Genomic DNA, 17,354 nt, shown 5'->3' with positions numbered 1-17,354 from the left:
GATGAACAGTGTTTTAAAACCATGTATCGCTTTGACCATATTGCTGGCACTTATACAATTGCTGAGTTATGGTTTTTACTGGCATTATCTCCCAAGCTATTTTTTGATATTGTTGATGGTGATGATGACGATATTTTCAAAAAATCATCTTAGTAAAATTAAAAGGAGGCTATTGCGGTTTCTTATGGTACTCATGCTGTTCACCTCCATACTTCCCTGGTCAATTTTACTACCTGTTCCGGAATTGACAAAGCCACGAGGTGACTATAAAGTAGGTACCAGGATTTTTAGGTGGGTGGATCATGGTAGGGCAGAAAAGATAACTTCAGACTTAAATGACAAGAGGAATGTTGTGCTTCAAGTATGGTACCCCTCAGAAGAAAACATAAAGGGTTCTCATTCTGGTTACCTGGACGGATTGGGTAGTTTACCAGAAAAAATAGGACCCCTTCCTAAATGGATATTTGATCAGTATGACCAAATCAATACCTATGGCATATTGGATGCACCAATATCCAAGGAACAGGAACAATGGCCTGTAATCATTTTTTTGACAGGGAACGGTGCTTCTCGAGCCTTTTATACGAGTCTTATTGCGGACCTTGCTAGCCATGGATACGTAGTGTTGGCGATAGATCATCCTTATGAGGCCATGATTGTGAAACTGGCTAATGGAAAGATCGTTACTACTATTGAAAACCATTCAGATGCACGTCCTAACCTGATGAAGTTTATGGAAGATCGACTTCATACGCGAATCGCTGATGTGCGGTTTGTGTTAAATCAATTAGGTAATTTAAAGGCAAGTCCTGACAATTTCTTGTTATCTCTTGACCAAAATCGCATCTTCATTACGGGCCATTCCTTAGGTGGCGCTTCTGGTGCAGTGGCAATGGCATGTGATTCCCGAATTAAAGCTGCTGCCAACATTGACGGGACATTATATGGTGAATTGCCAAAACCAAATGGTGCACACCCTTTCTTATTGATAGAAAGTAAAAAGGAGGATGGGGATCGTTTCCTGAGATATCAAAATGGAAATAAAAAGCTATTTCAGCAGTTTGAAGGGGGTTATCGATATGAGATTGCCGAAGCTGACCATTACAGTTTTACTGATGCACCGCTTTTGCTTTCCTTTCCCGCTCGTTTTTTGGCGAGCCACTTTCAAGAATTTGGCCAAATTCCATTTAAGACTCAAACTATGACCGTTGATATTTTAAATGCTTTTTTTTCTGGTGCGCAATCCAATAATTTCACTGATATGGACTCAATTGCTGAACGTTATCCTGGCATTGTCCGAAAGCCAATCAATTTGGGCAATTCAAGGCCTTGACCAACTGCGGATAACATTTAATTAAAGTCATAAGCTTAGTAGATAGACAAACCAATCATTGGTTTGTCTATTGATGACGGTAATGTTTAAATGGTGATTTCAGCCCAGCCTTTGTTGCAAATTCAAAATTGACGATCTTGGGTTTTGAATTGCGAAAAATATATAGGTGAGATCGAAGACCCGCTAACAGTGTTTATCAAGATAGAAAAGCTTTTTAAGGCTTATTGTATCGTCTTTAGGTTTAAGGTAACGTTTGGCAGGTTTGAGTTGGGCCTGAATTTACTTGCAGCTACAAACCAAAAAGATTGGAATAGGGTGTTGTCCATGGTTCACGAAGACTTTGTAAGACATAGCCCATCTGAACCAACAAAATAGAAACGAATATTGGTTTGATTAAATTTCATCAGGCAGAATTAGCTTCATTTCCTGACCTACAAGAAACAATAATCTTTTTTAATTGAAGAAGGGTAGCTGGTTGCTGCGAGAATAAAATTTTCAGGCATGCAATGAGGCGATCTGATAAATTTTGCCCCCTCAGGTGAAAGACTAATCGCAGACTTCAATTGTTTCTTTCGTGTGACTGAAGGTAAAATAAGAGAGAACTGGGTTGGGTAAAAGCCAATTTTGCCCTAGTCTATGCAGGGTAAGGGTGATCACGGGTTATTTGACGTCATTAATCTGAATTAACGAAGGTTTGATCGTTGGTTAACATTACCTAGAATTTAAAGCTATTTTTCTATCTACTTTTTTAGGGGAGGACCTTTGTATGATAAATAGCAATTATCCATAACTTTAAACTATGAAAAAATCATTATCTCTGGCTGCCAATGACTAGGGTTCCAATCAATCCAAAATCATATCGTCTAGTGGAGGAATACTGAGATTAAGAACTTCAACACCTATAAAAGTTCAAGGGGTTAAAGTAGAATCAATTAAAAAATCATTTGGATATACGATCAGTTTCCAAACAAAAAAAGGAATTACCTATATTGTTAATAGTTAAGACAAATAAAAGATAAACATGTACATGGTCATTATACATTTTTTTTATTCAATTACGCCATAAATAAATGAACCAATTCAAAAAAACACTACTCTGTTTAGTAGCGATATTACTTCCCTGCAGCATCCTTGCGCAAACCAGCGGAAAAAAGCCCCGTGTTATAGTCATGACCGATGGTGAAGTTGATGATCATAGCTCAATGGTACGTTTTCTACTTTACACTTGCGATATTGACTTACAGGCTGTTATAGAAACAAATTCCTGCTACCAGAAAAATGGGCACAGCAAGGAAGATTGGTATGAAAAGCAGCTTGATGCTTATGGAAAAGTATATCAAAACTTAATAAAACATAATCCAGGATATCCAACTGCAGATGAAATAAGGCGCAAAAGTTTTGTTGGAGATGAGGATTTTAGTCACCTGAGCGATGTGGTTTCACGTGAGGAACGAGCTGCACAAAAGCCGGGTGCGAGGGTACAGTATATGCCAGATAAGTGGTTAAATACTCCGGGTTCTGACAGGATAGTTGAAGTGTTGTTAAGCAACGACCCTAGCCCCGTTTACATTGAGGTCTGGGGTGGGGGCAATACCGCTTCTAAAGCGTTCTATAAGTTAAAAACTGAATATCCTAAAGAATACGAAAGAGCTGTTTCTAAAGTAGTGATGTACAATATTTGGTATCAGGATGATGCTGGCAATTACATAGAAACCTATCATCCTAAAGTTACCATGCTTTATTCGGATGCATTTAACAAAACATGGGCCTATAAAATACAAACCACCACAAATACTTTCATTGCAAAGGAGGTAAAGACCAACCATGGGCAATTAGGGGCACTTTATCCCCAAAATTACATTAGCGAAGGCGATTCACCATCGTTCATGTACACGATGAATACAGGTTTGAGAAATTACGAAAATCCTTCCTATGGCGGGTGGGGAGGGCGTTTTGAGAAGCTCCCTAATTTTGCAAATGTTTATGCCGATGCAAAAGATGATGGCGATGTGCTTATCCCGTTAAAGCGATGGGTAAATCAGGTAAACAATGATTTTGAAGCTCGGCTAGACTGGTGCGTAGCTGATAAATATGGCGATGCCAACCATCCCCCTGTTGTAAAATTTGGTGGAAAAACAGAGATAACCGCCAAGCCTGGCAAAATCATCAACCTGAGTGCCAAAGGCACAATTGACCCCGATGGGAACAAAATAACTTTTAAATGGTGGCAATATAAAGAAGCAGGTACTCATGATGGCCTTGTACGTATCATTGGGGAATCCCACGATAAGATGTATTTCATGGTTCCAAAGGAAAAAAAGGAAGGAACTATTCATATCATCCTTGAAGTAACGGATAATGGCTTGCCAAAACTTGTTTCCTATCAACGGATCATTATTAAGGTCAAACCATAGAAGCCAGCTGCGCTGATAAGTTTATGAAAATTCCTAAATCTTAAACAATTTCGGTTTTGTTCTCCGAGGGCTAGTATTCTAGACTCTTTTTGATGCTTAAAACCTCTTAAAATAAGCCGAGTGGACATTTTTGTTTTTTCTAAACAGCATTGAGACAAAATTTTGTGAATATGAAAGCATGATTATAAAATTATGTGTCTAACTTAAAGAGTAAGAAATTTTAGCCCATTACACCTTTTGCTTTTTCATTTTGTATTCTTCTCCCCATTTAGCCATTGTTTGTATCACAGGTGACAATGTGAGTCCAAACTCAGTTAAAGTGTATTCTACCTTTGGTGGAATCTCAGCATAAATTTTTCTGTTAATAATACCATCGTCTTCCAATTCTCTTAGCTGTTGTGTAAGCATAGATTGCGTGATGCCTATTACACTACGTTTCAATTCGCCAAACCTTGCTGGAGCCGTAAAATAGATTGCATTGATAAGAATAGGCTTCCATTTGCCTCCCAAAACTTTCATTGTAGCAGTTACGGGGCAAGTATTTTCATCAAAAATAAAAGTTTTTTTAGTTTCAATTGATTGATTATCAGCATTAGTATTATTTTTCATACATACTAGTTTTTAGTGTCCTACTTGTTTATTTAATTTTAACATTGGTTATTTGCAGTACAAAAGTAAATAAAAGAGTTTAAAAAAAGGAAATGGAAAAATTTATGTTTTTATTCAGAGGCGGTGACACTCACCTCCAAACTGCCAAAGATTCAAAGGACGTTAAGGCATACATTCAATCATGGGTGACCTGGCAGCAGGGTCTTGGTCAGAAAGGAATCCTTGCAGGGGGAGAACCTCTTCAAACCACCGGCAAACAGGTAAACGGAAAAAATAAAGTCGTGACAGATGGTCCTTTTATCGAAGCCAAAGAAATGGTTGGTGGTTATCTCATCGTTAACGCAAAAGACATTAACGAGGCTGTAGAGATTGCAAAGGGGTGTCCCATTTTTGAAGAGAACGGAAGAGTAGAAGTTCGCCCAGTTCAGCAATCGGGAAATTAATGTCCGACTCTCAAATTTACATGGATAATTGGGTTGACTATCCTAAGACAGTGGCCAAAAATTATTCTGCAAAATTTTGGACTTATTCAATTAAATACTAACAACTAAAAAAGTAAAAACAAAATAAATTTAAAATTTAATAGACATGGTAAATACGCTAAATTGGTTCGAAATCCCGGCAACAGATTTCGCAAGAGCAAAGGCATTTTATGCTACAGTGTTAGATGCTCAAATTCATGACGACCCTAATCCTCATATGCAATATGCATATTTACCGTCTGATCCACAAAAAGGTGCATTTGGAGGGGCAATTGCTTGCGGTGAAAACTTTGTTCCTGCAATGACTGGCACAACTGTTTACTTAGATGGCGGAAATGACCTTTCAGTTCCATTAGGCAGAGTAGAAAGTGCCGGTGGAACAGTTATGCTACCGAAAACTGCTATTGGTGGCAACGGCTTTATTGCACTTTTTATCGACACAGAAGGAAACAAAGTTGGATTCCATTCAATGGGTTAATACGGAGTTCTCCCGTATCTTTATTCTTGGTTTACCGCAAAGATTGGAGCAGGTGAACAATATACGTTTTAAATCAACCAAAACTCAGCCATTATTTGGGAGTGTGTAGGAATTAGTAAATGCCTGCCCAGAAATCCGTATCAAGTTTATTAAGAAAAGGTAATTAGATTTGCGGTTTGGTGGATTAAGGCTACGAAAATATAATGCAAGGATTTTTTTTCAACTGTTAAAATAATCTCTTCAGCAATTCATCCTTTTTAAGTGATGAAACTTCAATCTCTGTACCATCAGCAAATTCTAGTGTGCCTCCATCACCTTTTCTGTATTTAACCACATAATCTAAGTTAACGATTACCGACCTGTTAATTCGCATGAAATGCTCATCATCAAGTACATTTTCGTATTCCTTTAGTGTTTTGGAAACAACTATTTTTTTAGAGTCAGATAAAATGAAGACACTATAATTGCTCATGGCTTCTACCCTTGCAATATTGTTTCTATCCACTAGATAAATACCTTCTGCAGTAGTTAGTGCCATTCGGTTAGGTGGAGTTTTTTTTGTCTTTTCTTGATTGAAGTTTGATTTTTCTGTAATTCGCTTACTTAAACGATGAATAGCTCGTTCCAGTTCATCTTCATCTACTGGTTTTAATAAATAATCCAATGCACTTAAGCGTAACGCATCAAGTGTATAATGGTCGTAGGCTGTGGTGAAAATTACCTCAAAGTTAAATGAACCTAGTTTCTCCAAAAACTGAAATCCGTTTAAGCCAGGCATTTCAACGTCCAGGAAAATTACGTTTGGCTTGATTTCTTCTACTGCTGCAAGTGCCTTGATTGGGTCGTTAAATATTGCGGAAACTTCCAGTACATCAGCGAAATTTGCCAATTTGTGGTTCAATAGATTGCTACCCCTGGTTTCATCATCAAGAATGATTGCCTTTAACATTTTTATGGATTTGGTTTAAATTTCGTTTATTAATTGCGGCATTGCAAATCTAGTATCACCTTTTTAATACTACTTTATCCTAATACTTACTTCACTAGATTTTTCACTTTCTACCTTTGCATTGGTTTCTGCGGTTACATAGTAAAAATACAAATTGCCTTTGCTCATGTTTTTATCCTCGAAAGTATGGATAGAATTAGCTGTTACATTACCGATCTTAACCGGGGCTGTTGAAGCTGATGCCCTGTAAATGTTATAGGTAACGATGTTAGGGATAAGTGAACCATCCCAATTGATAATTACACTATTTTTTTGTGCAAAAACCTGTACATTTCCAGGAGGTAATGGTTTATCACCTAAAAATTTAACAACAACAGGTTGGCTATAGCCACTGCTGTCGCTTTGATTTACAGCTTGCACCACATATTGCCAAATGGTACCTAAGCCAGGTGCATCTAAATATTCATTTCCTACAGTGATGGGTTGGCTAGTTAATTTTTTAAATCCTTTTATGCTATCTACACCAATTACTTTTCTAAATACATGATAGCCACTTATGGTATGGTCAATAGCCGATAAATCCTGCCAAGTGATGGACACGGTACTATCGTTTAACATTAACGTTCTCACTTGATAAGGGGTAGTTGGTTTACTTTTTTCAGCATAATTCAATTGAGCAATAGTGGAAAGTGGGCTTTCGACATTGTTTCTGCCAATTGCTGCTACTGCATAAGTGTAAAACTCTCCAGCAATTAAATTTTTATCTTTGTCGATATATGAAAATGTAAGAGAATCTCTATGGGCAGGGAGCACATCAGAAACAGCAGTAAAACTCCCACTATTGCCTAAGCTACGGTACATTCTAAAACCAAGCAAATTCATGTAAGAATGATATTTCCAGCTTAGTTTTGCTCCTCCATCAAATTTTTGGGCATGCAAGTTAGTAGGAGGGAGTAATCTTTGCTTGTTAATGAATGAGCCAAATATCCTTGGAGAGGGATAAGCAAAATCATCATCGCCCTGTGCAATGATTTGATAATAATAATTTGCTCCAACCGCAGTTGACTTATCAATCCAAGTTGTATCTGTTGGGGTAAGTAACGCAACCTGAACAAATGTGCTATCGTAATAAGCACTTCTCAAGACCCTTATGGACCGAATGCTAAATTTATCCTGCAAACCCCAGTTTAATTGGATGCCGCTACTATCTACTGCTTTTTTTGCTGTAAATCTATTCACTGCATTTACGTTTGTTCTATTGCCAGCAATGCTGCGTATGGTGTCTGAGCGAGTAATGGTTCGTCCAAAATAATCTTTACCCGACAAAAAATAGGCATAACTAATTCCTCCAAGAACAGTAGTGTCAGATAGGTGAACACTAAGCGAATCGCCCTTTTTTGTTTTTTCATAGCCTAAATCTGTTTTTAGGACAGCGAAATTGCTATCAATCCCTAGTCGCTTGCGTTGAACTATTAATATTTTTGGTTGTTCATTAACTTTTAAACGCCACTCTGCCCTTAATGCTTCAGCTGCAGGTTGTAGTTTATAAAATTTAATCTGATTGTTGATAGCGATTTTCTGGGCGCTACCGATCACTGAAGATTCCCACTTTTGTGCGCCCATTGCAATTCTGTATTTTGTTTGAGCTGGTAAATTTTTGGCTGTATCTAAAAATGCAATGCCTAATGCTAACAAAGCCACGGGTATACCTTCCTTGATCACATTCTCTTTTTTATCGCTTAACGTGTTTTGCCAAAGCACATTAGACAATTGATTGGTTACCATAAAATAATCAGGGAAACGAAGCGAAAGATGCTGCATCCGTTGGTATAACATTTCCGGAGTACTTGGGGCGCTTAATGTGCCAATTGCCTCAAATCCTTCGCCTTTATCTCGTTCTACTACACCTATTTCGCCATTAGTGGGAAAAGTTTTTAAGTTTAAATATACGCCAGCAGGTGTAAGTTCTGGTTGCAGTTTATCTGCAGAAGTTTGTGAGCTCACAATACCAGGTAATAAAAGCAGGTAGCAAATAAAAATTAAATTCTTCATGGTTATTCTATTTAAATCTTAAAAATCAAAATCTGGACTATTGATACAGCTTGCTGTTCCAGTATCAATTGAAAAATCAAACCCTTGATTTGTACATTTCGTATCACTTCTCATTAAACTCTGATTACCTATGCCAGCTTTGATCATGGCTCTCACGCTCGCTTCTTTACTGGCACAACCTGCTATTGGTGCACAAATTTCAACACTAAAGTTAACCGATAGGCAACCCTGTACGCAAGCAGCGGCATTACCATTGGCAAACACAAATTTTGCTGCAACGGCTGCATTAAGTTCTGCACCACCAGAGGCCGTAACACCTAAAAGAGATGCGCTAGAAAATACCCTTCCATAAACCAATGCACCGAATCCCATGGTGAATTTACCTTTGCCAAATAATGCATAGTTGCGCACTTCGGCTCCTGCACTGGCTACCAACTTAATTTCTGCAATAGCCGGAATACCAAAGGCTACGTCAACATCAACAATGGTTTTACCACCCACGATAAAGAACCCACTTAGTCCATTTCTTACTGCATCAGGCAATTTTCCAGAGACAGATTGAGCCATTTGTGTAACCCTTGTTTCTACTTCAGGTGGTATTGGACCATAGCTTCCCAAAAGAATACCAACCTTTAATGGAGTTAGTATGGGAACAGGAATATCCATGGTAGCTCCAGCAGCAAAATACCAGCCATCTCTACTAAATAGCATTTCCATACCACCATTACGTAGGCCAACAGCACCCAAGGTAATCGCCTTAAAACTAATGTTGCCAAAAACTCTTCCATTCTTTAAATCGAACTCAAATTTTCCCGGTTCAAATCCATCGCCGGTTACAGGTACGTCCTGTAAATCTGGCAACTTGTCCTGGGCGGCAGTTAATGCATTCATTGCTTCTAACTGCACTTTATTTTTAAGGTCTTCTATTGCTGTATTTATACCTGGTATATTTCTCATCATACCAGCTAGCTTCATGTAATTACCCTCCTTTATGGCTTGTGCAACAGCCTGCCCTTGTTTAAGGGTTTGATCACCTAGTTTCCAAACGCCAGCTAATTCTCCCAATGCACCTTTAGCTACATCTGTTCCCATAGGGATTAATTTTGTCACCTCATTTTTAACAGCTTCTTCAGCCTGATTAAGCAACTCGTCTTTTGCTGCTTTAATACTGGCTTCCAAATTATCCTTTACATCATCAAAGTATTTTTCTATGTTTTCTCTCCCTCCAAAAACAACATCAATCTGTCTTTCAATATCGCCAGCAACACCCGGTGGCAACAAACCTGCTATTTCACCACTTGCATCAATTAGTGATTGACCACCTTTGCTAACCATAGAAATTAACTTTCCTCCGTTAATTCTTACGCCACCGGGTAATTCCATGTTACCTGCAATCACAAATCCTTTTGCATTAATAATTTGCGACTCTTTTTTGGTGCTTGATGTAAACTTAACCCCACCCTTGCCCAAAAAGCTGAAATTAAATACTGGCATTGTTACCTTGTTCTTTATTCCGTTTTTAACATAGAGCAAATTCTCAAAAAACCTGCTATTTAAACTTGGAATACCTAAGTCAAATGTTCCCGCAATGCTTAAACTGTTTTGGGAAGTAGTAGATAGGGTTTGGGGAGTAAATTTAATTTGATTATAATAGGTGATACTTTGATTGTTTACAAAGCTGAACAGTTCTTCACTATTACTCAGCATGCTGATGATCTGGATTTTAAACTCATCCTTTGGGTTTGTCATTCCATCCAAACCCGAGAATGAAGCTGCATAATCGTTATAATTGGCAGCGGTAACAGAAACCTTGTAATGTCCTGCGCCGTCACGACCAACACCTGGGTCGTAAATAAACATGGATTGGGCACCATTCTTGGTTCTTAACTTGGCAATGCCACCAACGGTAAATACCGCTCCCGTACTTTTAATGTCAGAACACACTAAATCCCCAGCAAAGCTTTCTTCTGAAGGCAAAATCTTCATGTTAGTGAATGGGATATTCAATTTCCCAGTTAAGATTTCACCTTTTTTAAGCACTAAGCCACCAGAAGATGGAGAAAGTTCCCAGGTGCTGCTGTTGCCACCAGCAGTAGAAGTCATTGTCTTAACAGTCCAGTTTTCTAACTTAAAGCTAATGGTATCTGTATTGATGATTTTGCCAATACCTCCCTTAGAAATCTCAGCCATCCCAGCTTTAAGTGTTAAAGGTATTTTCCCGGGAAGGATCGTGCTTAAATTTAAGAATAGACTTATCTTTTCTCCCTTTAAATTACTGGCTCGGGCTCCTTCAATATCAGCTACTCCTTTAAAGCCCAAGTACCTAAATGCTATGGGTTGTCCCTGGGTATTGGTTAACAAGAATTTATCTATAGGCTGAATGTTTTGTGCTGATGAAAAAACCGGCATTGCTTCAGCTCCATTTTGTACACCTAAATAAAAATCGGTGCTTTCCATGCGCATGTAACTACTTGGGAATTCAAATGAATTATCGAGGATTCGAACTTTTGCCTTAATCGTTCCTGTGGTATCTGAAGTTGTTTTAGTTAAGGTTATTTTATCAGTCTCTCCATGCATTATTCCATTGAATGAGTTATTAACCTTTATGGCCAGCTCTCGGTTGTCTGTTGGCATATTATTTTCTACTGGAACCGCGATCGGAACATTGTTCTTATTTTTAAGACCGGATAATTTAATTTTTACAGCATTGAAGGAAAGATTGCGGTTCAATACGTTTTCGCCTAGACCAAAGTTTTTATTTGTGGGCAAATCATACAGTTCTCCACTAACGGTGTAAATGCCATTGCCTTCATCTATTAAAGTACTAACCAATGCTTTAAAGCCAAATAGTTTACTTACATCAATGTTATTAACTTTTTTAATGATAAGATTTGCAACGGTGCCTAATGAATCTATTGATTTTTCACCTGAAATATAGGTCTGTTCCTCCTCAAAGTAACTTGCCCTGATATTATATTGATTTGAGCCAGCCAAAGGTAAAACCAGGATGTAATTCCCATTGTCGTCTGTTCTTGTGAAGTTTTCAGTTGCTGCCCCAGAACCGGTTTCTAAAAATACCTTTGCACTTGCAACTGCTTTGCCATCATCAAAGGTTACGTTGCCCGTAATAGCTTTTCCTGGCGAAACGTATAAGTCGTGATTTTTTGCTGTCCCATCATCTTCGTCAGGAATAGTTAGTGTGGTAGGTACAAACATTCTTCTTCCCGCGACAAGGTTAGTGTTTAACGGTTTAACATGGAAAGTATAGTTTTTTGTTGCGTTGTTTACAAATTCAAAATAGGCCGTTGGGCCGCTTGTACCTACGTTTATGGTGTCCTTTAATCCGTTTTCTACCAAAGTAACAACCGCTGGGACTAATAAATCTTTAGAATTTCTTAAACTTACCGTAATGTTTATTTTATGAACTCTTTTAGCCAATTCAAATGTTCCTAAAAATTTATTGTTTTTATCAACTTGAACTTCAACTTCGCGAGTAATGTAAGCTCTATCATAAGGCATGATCATGAGCTTTACCCTTGAATTGGGCAAATCCATTTTAAACTGTTGTACAGCTTTAATATCAGGTCTATTACCTAAACTAGAACCATTGTAAACATTTAATTCTGTATTGACCCAAACACCATTGTCAAGCATTTTTACCCTTGCAACTACGGGCCTTGCCACATCACCTTTTTCTACAACATATCCATACATACCTTTTGCAGAGGGTTCTAGTATGATTTGTGGCTCATAAACTTGCTTGCCTTTGGTCATTATGCCAATTTGCTTGTAAATGGCTTCATAACCAGACTTATAGATCGAAACCTGAATGTCTTTATCGTTGTAGTAAACGGCAGGTTTACTAAGGTCTGCTGCGGTTATTACAAAATCTCCATTATCATTAGAAAAAATAGATTTTTCGAAATAGGTTGTGCCTTTATGTAAGCCTGTTGTTTCTTTATAACTTATGCCAATGCTTACATTTGAAACTCCGAGCTTGCTAGCCCCATCTACAACTCTACCAGCTATTCGCCATTCTTTTTTATAAACCTTTGTTAATTCTTCATATGCTGGTTCTTGCGCAGGCAATTGGCTGTTGAATATTAAATCCGTACTTGTAATTACCGGGCCAACAGTATTGATGTCGCTCTTCTTTTTTTGTACAGTTGTCGTCGTATATATTGGTTGTTGCTTTAAATAATCGCCTAGTTTTTTCCAGCTTTGGTCATTCACATTTCCCACGAAATTGTTAAAGCTTAAGCCAACTTTTCCAGCTCCCATTGCTTTTGGTACAGCTACTTTTAAACCACCGGCTGCCTTTATTAAGCCTTGGTTTACATTTGTCATATCTTTTGCGGTTATGCCTGAGTTTATCATTGCACCTCCTGGGTCCATTCCTCTATAGCCATAATCAGGATTGGTAACCATATCCTTTTCCCTTTGTATCATTTCGGCCACATTTAATTCTTTTTTTATTTGTGGTAACTCAATTACTTTTTTAATAAGGTGATAAGGATAATCAAACATCGAAGTTTCATAAGCCACACTATTTGACACCCTATCGGCACTGCCCACTCTTATTTGATAATTATCTTTATTGATGTCTATGCTTGGGATAAGTCCCTTGATGGTTACCGTACTTCCATTTGCTTCTGTATACAGTGTTCTTAAAAGGGTAAATTTATTGCCACGGCTCTCTGTTTCGCCATTTACCAGGTTAGCTTGGTAAACTGTATTGCCCATGTTGTTTGGTAAAGCTCCAGCTGCTCTATAATTATTGGTAGATGCATTTGCTCCATCAAAAATTACCTCCTTGGTTGTGTTCATTCCAACTAGGTTGGGGATTTGGCTCTTGTAGGCATCTGGTGAGTATCTCAATACCAATACCTCTGCTTGGCTCATGTTATCGTATACGGTGGGTACGTCTGGTATTTTACTACCGGCTATTCCTACTTTGCCGTAAGACCCTTCCCTGTATCCTTCTCCCTGGGCATTAACTTTAAGGCTATAGGTTTGTACCAGGCTTAGCAATTCGCCACAATCATAACTCGCCCATGGCTGCACCACAATTTTATTGTCTGGTATGGCGTAATACTTAACTTCTGGAACTACATGATACACTCTGTCTGGTGTGACAATTGTACCACGACCAGCTATAGAAAAGGTATCATTATAAATACTGTCTACATTTGCAAAATCAAACACGAATCTGCCTTTTTCATCGGTTACCGTTGTTGCCAATACGCTTTTTAAATCGCTAGATGACCTTAGTGAAACCGGCATATTTGCATAAGGCTGGTTAGGTATCCCTGCATAATATTTAAACGCATATTTTAAAGTACCCGTAACTTTTGACCTTGGTGAAGCAGTTTCTTCTTTAAGTAAGGTAAGGTACGCTGTGTCTAAAGGCTGATTATAGGCGAAGTCTGTCCATGTTTGTTTACCTGGATTATTAGTTACGGATTTTGATGCTAATGATTTTACGCTACTTTTATAACCTGAAAGTTCATCAAAAGATTTCTGAATGATCACCTTTTCGCCATCTTCTAGTGAAATTAGATAATGATAACCTTCTTGGGCAATGTTTCTGAACAACCTTTTAAAGGTAACCGTAAATGGTTTTGGGTTAGCTTGATTATTTGAAACAAGCGAATCTGGAGAAGGGGTAAATGCTTCGGCAATAAGCACCTTATCGCCATACTCTTTCCAATTTTTGGCACTGTCTAAAAGATTTCCTTCAAATAAAGGAATTGATAGCTGACGATTAGTCTTATCCGTTTTGAGCCTGTAGATACGTACTTTGGCATTTGAAACAAACTTGCCCTTTAAGCCATTAAATGCAGCTGCAACATTCAAGTTCAATTGGTAGCTATTTGCATCAACTACCTTTTGTTGTAAATTGATGGTGTCTCCTGGTATGATGCGTAATAACTCGCTGTAATCCTTAAAATGTGGATTGGAGATTTTAAGGCGATACATGACACCAATGGTTGCCGTGTTGAAGGAAGCCATGTTGCGGCTAGATGATTTAACCTGGTTAATGCCCAATAAATCTTTATGATAGTTAGTCAACAAGCCAGCACTGTCCAATACCGTTAATCCAACCTTCATTTCAAAATTGCCGTTTTTATCGGTTTGGGCAATCACTCCATCCATTGGGTCTGTAAGAAATGGAATTTTAGCAGATATAAAACCGTTTATGGGTTTGTAAGTCGTGCCATTTAAACTATCGGTAGTGATATTTACATATACCTTTTCTAGATACACCTTTGTATTGCTCAATGCAAACACACCACTTTCTGAGGCATCGTTAAACCGATATTTTAAGTTTCCTGTAATTACGGTGGTTCTTTTGGCCAGGCTGTCTTTTTTTACTACTACCACATCTTGTGGGATGTAATCGTTTTTCCCATAAGTAAACATGATTACTTCACTTTTGCCTTTATTTCTAAATGCCACGGTGTTAAAAGGGTCAAAAGCCTCTACCATCAAGGCATAATTTCTGCCAGGGGTTAGTTGTGGGTCTGCCGGGCTGTACACGTACATGTTTGTCATCACCTCCTTTTCGAAAAAGTAAGGCTGTGTGGCAGTCATTATTGCATCATTCGGATTTTTATTCCCTAAGATTTCTACCATCCTAATCCGGTACTGTATACCCGGAGGTGTGCCAACTGGCGTGCTCCAGCGAATGGAAAAAACCTGACCGGGTCCAGACTGAATCGTTTGTTCACTCATCGGACTTAAGATAGTTGGTGGTTCTAAACTGCTAATGCTAAAGGTATTGCTACATCCAGCTGGTTCTTCTGCGCTTAATGGTTCATTGGTATCATAATTATAAGCTCGTAGGCAGAATTGGTACGAGCCTTCAGGTAATCCGCCAATATTGATAAATTGTGATTGGGTTATTCCTGTATATTGTAAATTGGTATAATCGAAAAAATAAGCAATGTCATTTCCGTTCAAGTTTCTTGCTTGTCCAGCGCCCAATTCTATTGCAGTAGTGCTCTTATAGCTCATTTTTGACCTAATGCTTACCCCATTGTCTCCCGTTACCGAACCTCTTAATTGTATTCTTTGTGTAGTTGTAGAGGTATTGGTTACTGTAATTAAAACCTGCTGTGGCTTGGAGGCATAATCTGTAAACTTAGTGGGGTAGGGAGGTAAAATCTGAATGGAAACATTAACCTGTCCAAAAGCATTCATTTGAAACAGGAAAAGCAAACTAATTACTGATAAAATATATAGTCTAATTGTTTTCATGGCATTAAAATTTAAATTGATAGCTTAGTTCTGCTCGGGTTTCTGTAAAGTTTGATCTTAATAAGTTGATGGCGCTGGTTTTATTATTGGTAACAAAAAGGTTAAAGCCAAGTCGCTGCTTTTTGCTAACCAGATAACCTAAATTGCCATTGGCATTAATGATGAAATTATCATCGCCAGTGTTACTGTCTGTTGTGGTAAACGTACAGTTAATACCAGTTTGTAGCTTTTGCTTCAAGAAGCTGGAGTTGCCGCCCAGGGTAAGTCCAGTAAAGCTATTTTCTAAACCCTGTCCGGTAAGCTGTGTATTGTTAAGGTTTACAAACAGGCTCAGCTGCTTTTTAGGGAAGGTGATGTTATAATTCATGAAATACTGTTGCGTGCTGATATTTCTTGAAGGACCAGCATCACTTAGTAAATTATTGTAATCGTTCAGGTTGCTTATGTTTATAGCGCCAGAAAAAACATGCATGGCATTTGGTTTTACCAAATAATACCTAGGCATAAAGCCGATAGTTTGCGTAGTTTGAACAATTCTTAACGAATCTGCAAACAAGGCGGTTTGTGCTCTTTGGTTATCTGAGAAATTGGTATAAATTAGGTCAATGCCAAGCGATTTGGTGAGGTCAAATCCTGCATTTGCAGAACCGATGATTCGCTTATTCTCTGCTCTTTTCTGTTTTTTAAGGTTGTCATGCTGAATGCCCAAACTCCCACTAAATCTTATTTTTCCTTTTAGGATCGTGAAATTTGGATTGACCGTCCAATTTTCTAAATCGGAGTTAAAAAAATAAGCCCCCATTGTTTTAAATTCTGGGTCTATACGTTTATAGCTTACCTTTAAGCCAAATTTTCTGTTTCGGTAACCCACAGACCCAGAGAATGCCGTATAATATTCGCTGGTTGCATTAATGCCGAAAAGTCCATCAACCTTTTTGAGGAAATCATTTGAAACAGAATCTATCTTTAAGGGAGAATTAATGTCTGAAGTATATAAGCTTATTGCTCCAGTACTTTCAATAAAGATGTTTTTGAAAAATGTAAACTTAAATGCATAACCACCAACATCATTTTTTGCTGGCGAAATAATGTTTAAGGCAGTTGGCAGGTTTTCGGGTTTCGTATTGGCTCCATCCTGTGCGCTCAAGTAACTAAATTCGAAAAAGTTGCGATCTGTTCCATAACCAAGTTTAGCTGCATAACCTTTTCTGGAAAAACTAAAAGGAACAAGAGATTGAGAAGTTGTGTCTATTGTTGTTGCTTTATTCAATCGGCCATACATAAAACCTAGCCTTAACTTACCTGGGTTTAGCTCGAAACCTGCGCCGAGCATGGTGTGCCCACCAAGGGTATAAGGCGAAAAGGAAAGATTTCTATAGCCGGCATGCAAGGTTATCCATTTATAGGTTGGGCTCATCCCAAATTGATTGAACGGTTGCCTAAAAGACCTATCAGCTTCGCTCACATTAAAGCTTACCGGTATTTGAAAACCATAAATATCAAACGTTGGACTACCACTTAAAAGATATGAAGTAGGCTGCCTACGGTTTTGGATTCCACTGGCATTGTAAAACATCCCCCTGGCTTCGATTGTGCCCGAATAAGAAAAAGGTTTAGCCTGTTTGATATTTGAAAAATCTTGTGCCTTTACAAATCCAACAAACATTAATGCCATGAGCAGGCAACATATCCTTGAGAGCGATCGCTGTGCTATATTCATGATTTTGTTTTTTCAATTAAAATCTAAATAAGCGAAAATGATAAAGCAGATTTATGC

The 17,354-nt window shown here is 38.2% G+C and carries 9 protein-coding genes; 4 read left to right on the top strand and 5 right to left on the bottom strand.

Going from position 1 to position 17,354, the window contains the following annotated elements:
* The first annotated feature begins 1 nt into the window (after position 1).
* Both EZ428_RS18735 and EZ428_RS18730 read left to right on the top strand, forming a co-directional pair.
* Complete coding sequence (locus EZ428_RS18735; RefSeq protein ID WP_165501820.1) at positions 2-1,333, top strand: alpha/beta hydrolase family protein; 1,332 nt, start codon at positions 2-4, stop codon at positions 1,331-1,333.
* Between the two features lie 1,070 nt (positions 1,334-2,403).
* The gene (locus EZ428_RS18730) at positions 2,404-3,747 is read left to right on the top strand and encodes a DUF1593 domain-containing protein (protein WP_131554734.1); all 1,344 of its coding nucleotides are present in this window, start codon (positions 2,404-2,406) and stop codon (positions 3,745-3,747) included.
* 228 nt (positions 3,748-3,975) lie between these two features.
* Here EZ428_RS18730 and EZ428_RS18725 read toward each other — a convergent pair whose 3' ends face one another.
* Positions 3,976-4,356, bottom strand: a complete 381-nt coding sequence (locus EZ428_RS18725) for a winged helix-turn-helix transcriptional regulator (protein WP_131554733.1) — start codon at positions 4,354-4,356, stop codon at positions 3,976-3,978.
* A 92-nt stretch (positions 4,357-4,448) separates the two neighbouring features.
* On the opposite strand from EZ428_RS18725, the gene EZ428_RS18720 reads away from it, so the two are divergent.
* Positions 4,449-4,799, top strand: a complete 351-nt coding sequence (locus tag EZ428_RS18720) for a YciI family protein (RefSeq protein ID WP_131554732.1) — start codon at positions 4,449-4,451, stop codon at positions 4,797-4,799.
* Between the two features lie 145 nt (positions 4,800-4,944).
* Positions 4,945-5,316, top strand: coding sequence for a VOC family protein (locus tag EZ428_RS18715; protein ID WP_131554731.1), 372 nt, complete (start codon positions 4,945-4,947; stop codon positions 5,314-5,316).
* A gap of 226 nt (positions 5,317-5,542) precedes the next feature.
* Here the strand turns inward: EZ428_RS18715 and EZ428_RS18710 are convergent, their stop codons facing one another.
* The 4 genes from EZ428_RS18710 to EZ428_RS18695 form a co-directional block, all read right to left on the bottom strand.
* A complete protein-coding gene (locus tag EZ428_RS18710; RefSeq protein ID WP_131554730.1) occupies positions 5,543-6,265 on the bottom strand; it encodes a LytR/AlgR family response regulator transcription factor in 723 nt (240 codons plus the stop codon).
* 69 nt (positions 6,266-6,334) lie between these two features.
* Positions 6,335-8,317 (bottom strand): fibronectin type III domain-containing protein, encoded by a 1,983-nt coding sequence (locus EZ428_RS18705; protein ID WP_131554729.1) that lies wholly within the window; start codon positions 8,315-8,317, stop codon positions 6,335-6,337.
* Positions 8,318-8,335: 18 nt separating this feature from the next.
* Positions 8,336-15,577 carry a carboxypeptidase-like regulatory domain-containing protein gene (locus tag EZ428_RS18700; protein ID WP_131554728.1) on the bottom strand — a complete coding sequence of 2,414 codons (7,242 nt, stop codon included), beginning with the start codon at positions 15,575-15,577 and terminating at the stop codon, positions 8,336-8,338.
* A 4-nt stretch (positions 15,578-15,581) separates the two neighbouring features.
* Complete coding sequence (locus tag EZ428_RS18695; protein WP_131554727.1) at positions 15,582-17,252, bottom strand: hypothetical protein; 1,671 nt, start codon at positions 17,250-17,252, stop codon at positions 15,582-15,584.
* Positions 17,253-17,354: the final 102 nt, after the last annotated feature.

Origin of the sequence: Pedobacter frigiditerrae (assembly GCF_004331645.1) — a bacterium.
In the GTDB taxonomy this organism is placed as follows: domain Bacteria; phylum Bacteroidota; class Bacteroidia; order Sphingobacteriales; family Sphingobacteriaceae; genus Pedobacter; species Pedobacter frigiditerrae.
This window is presented reverse-complemented; position numbering and strand designations above follow the sequence as displayed.